General features: G+C 66.8%; 6 protein-coding genes. 3 read left to right on the top strand and 3 right to left on the bottom strand.

All coding sequences use genetic code 11. The features are described from left to right. From AAGA11_22510 to iolC, 3 genes are all read right to left on the bottom strand, one after another. A partial coding sequence (locus AAGA11_22510; protein ID MEM9605649.1) for a class II fructose-bisphosphate aldolase occupies nucleotides 1-578 on the bottom strand: 578 nt, incomplete at its 3' end. Continuing rightward, complete coding sequence (locus AAGA11_22505) at nucleotides 575-1417, bottom strand: 5-deoxy-glucuronate isomerase (GenBank protein ID MEM9605648.1); 843 nt, start codon at nucleotides 1415-1417, stop codon at nucleotides 575-577. The genes AAGA11_22510 and AAGA11_22505, both read right to left, overlap by 4 nt. 12 nt (nucleotides 1418-1429) lie before the next feature. Further along, nucleotides 1430-2419, bottom strand: a complete 990-nt coding sequence (iolC, locus tag AAGA11_22500) for a 5-dehydro-2-deoxygluconokinase (protein ID MEM9605647.1) — start codon at nucleotides 2417-2419, stop codon at nucleotides 1430-1432. 179 nt (nucleotides 2420-2598) lie between these two features. Between iolC and AAGA11_22495 the strand changes: the two genes are divergently transcribed. The 3 genes from AAGA11_22495 (at nucleotide 2599) to AAGA11_22485 (ending at nucleotide 5302) form a co-directional block, all read left to right on the top strand. Then, nucleotides 2599-3492 (top strand): TIM barrel protein, encoded by an 894-nt coding sequence (locus AAGA11_22495; GenBank protein ID MEM9605646.1) that lies wholly within the window; start codon nucleotides 2599-2601, stop codon nucleotides 3490-3492. Between the two features lie 6 nt (nucleotides 3493-3498). Then, the gene (locus tag AAGA11_22490; protein MEM9605645.1) at nucleotides 3499-4032 is read left to right on the top strand and encodes a GNAT family N-acetyltransferase; all 534 of its coding nucleotides are present in this window, start codon (nucleotides 3499-3501) and stop codon (nucleotides 4030-4032) included. A 112-nt stretch (nucleotides 4033-4144) separates the two neighbouring features. Next, a complete protein-coding gene (locus AAGA11_22485; protein MEM9605644.1) occupies nucleotides 4145-5302 on the top strand; it encodes a Gfo/Idh/MocA family oxidoreductase in 1158 nt (385 codons plus the stop codon). Nucleotides 5303-5621: the final 319 nt, after the last annotated feature.

The following is a 5621-nucleotide window of genomic DNA, read 5'->3' as shown; positions in this document are numbered from 1 at the left end:
GCCTCGATCGCGCGGATGCGTTCGATGTCGAGGCCATCGCCAGCACCCTGTTGCAGGTGGACGTTGCCAACGGAGATGGCCATGGCATCCACGCGGGTGTCGCGCGCGAAAACCGCCGCCTCGGCCGGGTCGGTGCCCTCGGAGGCCTCCCCGTTGTCGTAGCCGACAAAGCCGATCTCACCTTCGCACGACACGCCTGCAGCGTGGGCGAGTTCGACAATGGCTGCGGTCTCGTCGGTGTTCTGCTGCAGCGGCTTGCGCGAACCGTCGTACATCACGGACGTGAACCCGCAGTTGATGGCCTCACGGCACTCGTCGATGTGGTAACCGTGGTCGAGGTGGCAGACGACCGGCACAGAGGCCTGCTCGGCAAGGTGCCTGAACATCGCACCGAGTATCGGCAGGGGGGTGTATGCGCGACAGCCGGGGCCGGCTTGCAGTATCACCGGACACTGCTCGGCCTCCGCCGCGGCCACATAGGCCTGCATGTCCTCCCAACCCAGGCAGACCAGACCCGCCACCGCGTGGCCGTGCTTCAGCGCGGGTTGCAGGACCTCCGCGAGGGTCGCGACGGTCATTTGAACTTCGCGATCATGTCTTTGATGCCGGGAATCGTCTCGATCTGGTCAGCGTGGGTGGGCTGGAAGTACTGCACGAGCGACCGCTGGCTCAACCCGCCGAGGATGGTGAAGTAATACATCTCGTACCCCGGCAGCACGCAACACGGGTGGTAGCCGTTGTCGAGGCAGATCGTGGAGCCGTCGACGATGTGGTAGGCGTCGCCCGGCTCGTTGTCGACCCGCTGCAGCATCTGCACGCCCGAGCCGTGGTTGGGTTTGAAGCGGAAGTTGTAGGTCTCGTCGTGGCGCGACTCGACCGGCAGGCGGTCGGTGTCGTGTTTGTGCGACGGGAAACCCGACCAGCCACCGGCGCCCACGGTGAAGAGTTCGCTGACCAGCAAACGGCCCACCTTGTCGTGCTGCTTCTGACCGAGGATGTGCTTGATCTTGCGGTGCGTCTTGGTGTCGTCCGAGCCGTACTGGACCAGGTCGAGTGCGTCACTGCGCACATCGAAGGGATCGAGCACGGTGTCGTAGCGTGCGCCCGCGATGAAGACCTCGGCCGCCGCTGACACACAGCTTAATGTGACGTTGGCGCCGACCGGCACGTACACTCCCTCAGGCTCACCGTCCCAGACGTCTTCGCCGCGGTTGCCGAGTTTGGCGAAGCTGACGCCCTCGACGTCGACGTCGACCGTGCCGGTGGCCGGGACGATACAGGTCTCGTAGCCCGGCACCCGGTACTGGAAGGCCTGTCCCGCTTCGAGCTTCACGATGTTGAAGTAGTTGAGCGGCACCGTCGGGTTGTCAATATCGACGATCGGCTGGTTGTTGTTGTCGTAGGGTGCGATGTGCACAACCGGACTCCTTTAAGCGGGCTGGGTCGGCCCAGCATGGGAAGAGAGAAACGCCTCGAGTTCGGGCGCGGTGGGCATGGCCGGAGCACACCCGACCTTGGCGACCACGATCGACGCGCACGCCGAACCGCGCAGCACGGCGTCTTCGAGGCCGCGGCCCTCGGCGAGTCCGGCAATGAACCCACCCATGAAGCTGTCGCCGGCGCCGGTCGGCTTCAGTGCCTCGACCGCGTAGATGCCGGTCCGGATTTCAGCGTCGGGCGTGATCGTGATCGCGCCGAGCTCGCCCATCTTGTACACCACGATACTCGCGCTCGTGCGCGCCAACTCGCGTGCCTTGGCGAGCCCGCGGTCGTAGTCGCCTGCCATGAAGCCGAACTCCACGTCGTTGCCGACGATGATGTCGCAGAGTGCGCCGGCCCGAGAGTAGGTCTCGGCGGCGTCTTCGGCCGACACCCAGCTGTAAGGGCGGTAATCGATGTCGAAGATGAGCGGCACACCTGCGGCCTTGGCGAGCTCGAAGGCGTGAAACGCCGCGCTGCGCGAGGGCTCGGCTGCGAGCACGGTGCCGGTGGTGATCAGTGCGCCGAAATCGCCGTAGGCGACCGCGGAAACATCGTCACGCGACATCTCGAAATCCGCCGCGCCGTTGCGGTAGATCACCGACTGGTGGTCTTCGATCCGGGATTCAACGACCGCAAGGGAATTGCGAAACTCACCGCCCACGCTGCGCACGTGGGTGCGCTCGACGCCGTAGTGGTCGAGCTGGTTCTGGCAGTAGCGGCCGATGGCATCGTCCGACACACACGTTACCAACGACGCCTGGCCACCGAGTTTGCAGAGCGCGACACTGATGTTCGCCGACGACCCGCCGAGGCTCGCGAAAAAGTGCGTGGCGTCTTCGGTGCGCGCGCCCGGGGGGTCGGCGTAGAAGTCCATACCCGCGCGCCCGATGACCACAAACCGGTTCCGGGCAAGGGCATGCAGAAGCGAAGGTGTCATGGGCGGCTCACCGTGCAACGGGCGGTGTATCGGCAGCGTGCACGCGCCGTCCAATTGACCGCAAATCAGCCCCGAGGATACAATAAATGCAACCGGTTGCAAACAGCCGAAACCCTACATCCGTGCTGCCAACGCGCCTCTGCTGGCAGGCCTGACACCCGTGTACGAGGTCCGAGTACATGCCCATCAAGATTGGTAACGCGCCCTGCTCCTGGGGTGTGGAATTCGCCGACGACGCACGCAACCCCGGTTGGCAGACCGTGCTCGAAGACTGCGCCGCAGCCGGCTACACCGGCATCGAACTGGGCCCGGTCGGCTTCATGCCAGAGGACCCCGCCGTGCTTGGCGAGGCCCTGGCCGAAAACGGCCTCGAGCTGATCGGCGGTGTGGTGTTTCGGGCCTTCCACGACCCGGCCCAGTGGGACGATGTTCTCGACGGCGCGAAACGCACCTGCGAGGCGTTGGTCGCCCACGGCGCATCACACTTCGTGCTGATCGACTCGATCTCCCCGCGCCGTGCCCCCACGGCCGGTCGCGCAGGCGAAGCCGAACAGATGGACACAGCCGAGTGGGCCGCCTACCGCGACCGCATCGTGACTGTCGCCAGGATGGGCGCGGAGGAGTACGGCCTGATCCCGGAGATCCACCCGCACGCCGGCGGCTTCATGGACTTCGAACCCGAGGTCGAACGCCTGCTCGCCGAGGTCGACCCCGGGATCCTGAAAATCTGCATCGACACCGGGCACTGCACCTACGCGGGCTTCGACCCGGTCGCCTTCATGCAGCGCCACATCGACCGCATCAGCTACGTGCACTTCAAGGACACCAGTCCGCAGGTGAAAGCCAACGTGATCGCCAACCGCACCGGTTTCTACGATGCCTGTGGGCAGGGCATTTTTTGCAACCTCGGCGACGGGGAAGTGGATTTTCCGGCTGTTCGCCAGTTGCTGGTCGACGCGGACTTCTCCGGGTGGTGCACCATCGAGCAGGACTGCGACCCCACACTCGACCCCGACCCGGTCGGCGACGCGCGCCTGAACCGCCGCTACCTCGAGTCGATCGGTTTCCACTGAGCGCGCATGGCGAACCCCATCACCATCCCGACGCTCGAGACCCCGCGCCTGCGCTTGCGCGCACCGCGGCTCGATGATTTCGAGGCCTTCGCCGCGTTCCGGGCCGACCCGGTGCGCAGCGTCTTCGTGGGCGGGCCGTACACCGAGGCCCAGGCCTTCGACCAACTCGGCGAACTGATCGGCCACTGGCACCTGCGCGGTTTCGGCCGGTTCATGATCGCCGACCGCGAGAGCGACGCGGCACTCGGGGTGACCGGGCCCTACCACCCCGCCGACTGGCCCGAGCCGGAAATCGCGTGGTCCGTGTTCGCCCACGCCGAGGGCCGGGGCATCGCCTTCGAAGCGGCCACCGCAGCCCGCCGTTACGCCTACGACACCCTCGGCTGGACCACCGCGATCAGCCTGGTGAGCATCGAAAACACCCGCTCGGCGAGCCTCGCCAAACGGCTCGGTTGCACCCGCGACCCGGATTTCATCCACCCCGACTTCGGCCGAATGGGGTGTTGGCGCCACCCGCCGCCGGCGGTGGTGCTGGCATGAGGGCACGCACGCGCCGCGCGTGACAGCGTGCACGCACACGGCGAGCTACCACACGACGGGCGACACGCCCACGCTGCCGGCCGACGGCCTGGCAACCACCTGAGGACAGAACATGAACAAACTCCGCTGGGGCATGATCGGCGGCGGCGAAGGCAGCCAGATCGGACCGGCCCACCGCCTGGGCGCCGGACTCGACGGCCTGTTCGACTTCACCGCGGGGGCACTCGACCACCGACCGGAGGCCGGCCGAGACTACGGCCAGCGCCTCGGCCTCGCCACCGACCGCGCCTACGGCAGTTGGCAGGAGATGCTCGCGGGCGAGCGCGACCGCGACGACCGTGTGGACCTCGTGACCGTGGCGACACCGAACGCCACGCACTACGAGATCACCAAGGCCTTTCTCGAGGCGGGCTTCCACGTCTTGTGCGAGAAGCCCATGACCATGACCGTCGAGGAAGGCGAAGACATCGTGCGCACCGCCGAGGCCAGCGGGCGCGTGTGCGCGGTCAACTACGGCTACAGCGGGTATTCGCTGGTGCGCCACATGCGCGCCATGGTCGCCCGCGGCGACCTCGGCGCCATTCGGGTGGTCAACGCCGAGTTCGCCCACGGCCACCACGCCGACGCCGCGGACGCCGACAACCCCCGCGTGCGCTGGCGCTACGACCCGGCGCAGGCCGGCGTCTCGGCGCAGTTCGCCGACTGCGGCATCCACGCCCTGCACATGGCCTCCTTTGTCACCGGCCAGGAGGTCACCACACTCTCCGCCGACATCGTCTCGTGCATTGCATCGCGCGAGCTCGAGGACGACGCCATGGTGAATTTCCGCATGGACGGTGGCACCGTCGGTCGTCTGTGGACCTCGTCCGTCGCGATAGGCCGTCAACACGGGCTTGGCATTCAGGTGTTTGGCGAAACCGGCGGCTTGCGCTGGTCGCAAGAACACCCGAACCAGCTCTACTGGATGCCCCTGAACGGCCGCTTGCAGGTGATCGAACGCGGCGAAGCAAACCTCTCACCCGAGGCCGATCGCACGACACGCGTGACCATTGGCCACGCCGAGGGCATGCCACTCGCCTTCGCCAACATCTACAAGGACCTTGCGGACGTGATCCGTGCCCACACCGCCGGCGCCGCCGTGGACCCGGCCAGCGACCTGTACCCGCGCGCCGTGGACGGTCTGCGCTCAATGGCCGCTGTCGCCGCCGTGGCCGAATCGGGCGCGCAACAGGGCGCCTGGGTCGACGCCCGCCCGCCGATGTTTCGCTAAGCACACCGGGTCAACCACCGGTTCCGTTGGAATCGCGTCGCAGAGCAGCAAGACGTGGGGCCCACCCAGGGACGATGGCGTGGGTGGTGCGCATTGGGTTCCGTAACACTGCTATCGCCCCGTATCGCTTCGCGACGACGGCGCTCCCACGTTCTGAAACAACACGCCACTTCACTGTGGGAGTCGCGTCGTTGCGCAGCGACACGCGACGAAGGCGGTGGGCACCGAGCCCGTGACACTGCTATCCACGCCCAGGCCCCTTTTCGCGCCTGGGCGGCCCCCCCGTGTCACAGCACGACGACGGCGCTCCCACGTTCTT

This window comes from Pseudomonadota bacterium (assembly GCA_039196715.1).
Lineage (GTDB): Bacteria > Pseudomonadota > Gammaproteobacteria > CALCKW01 > CALCKW01 > CALCKW01.
This window is presented reverse-complemented; position numbering and strand designations above follow the sequence as displayed.

What these genes read in the sequence shown, in the direction of transcription:
- iolC (MEM9605647.1), bottom strand. Translation starts at nt 2,419, where the DNA reads ATGACACCTTCGCTTCTGCATGCCCTTGCCCGGAACCGGTTTGTGGTC.
- AAGA11_22495 (MEM9605646.1), top strand. Translation starts at nt 2,599, where the DNA reads ATGCCCATCAAGATTGGTAACGCGCCCTGCTCCTGGGGTGTGGAATTC.
- AAGA11_22490 (MEM9605645.1), top strand. Translation starts at nt 3,499, where the DNA reads ATGGCGAACCCCATCACCATCCCGACGCTCGAGACCCCGCGCCTGCGC.
- AAGA11_22485 (MEM9605644.1), top strand. Translation starts at nt 4,145, where the DNA reads ATGAACAAACTCCGCTGGGGCATGATCGGCGGCGGCGAAGGCAGCCAG.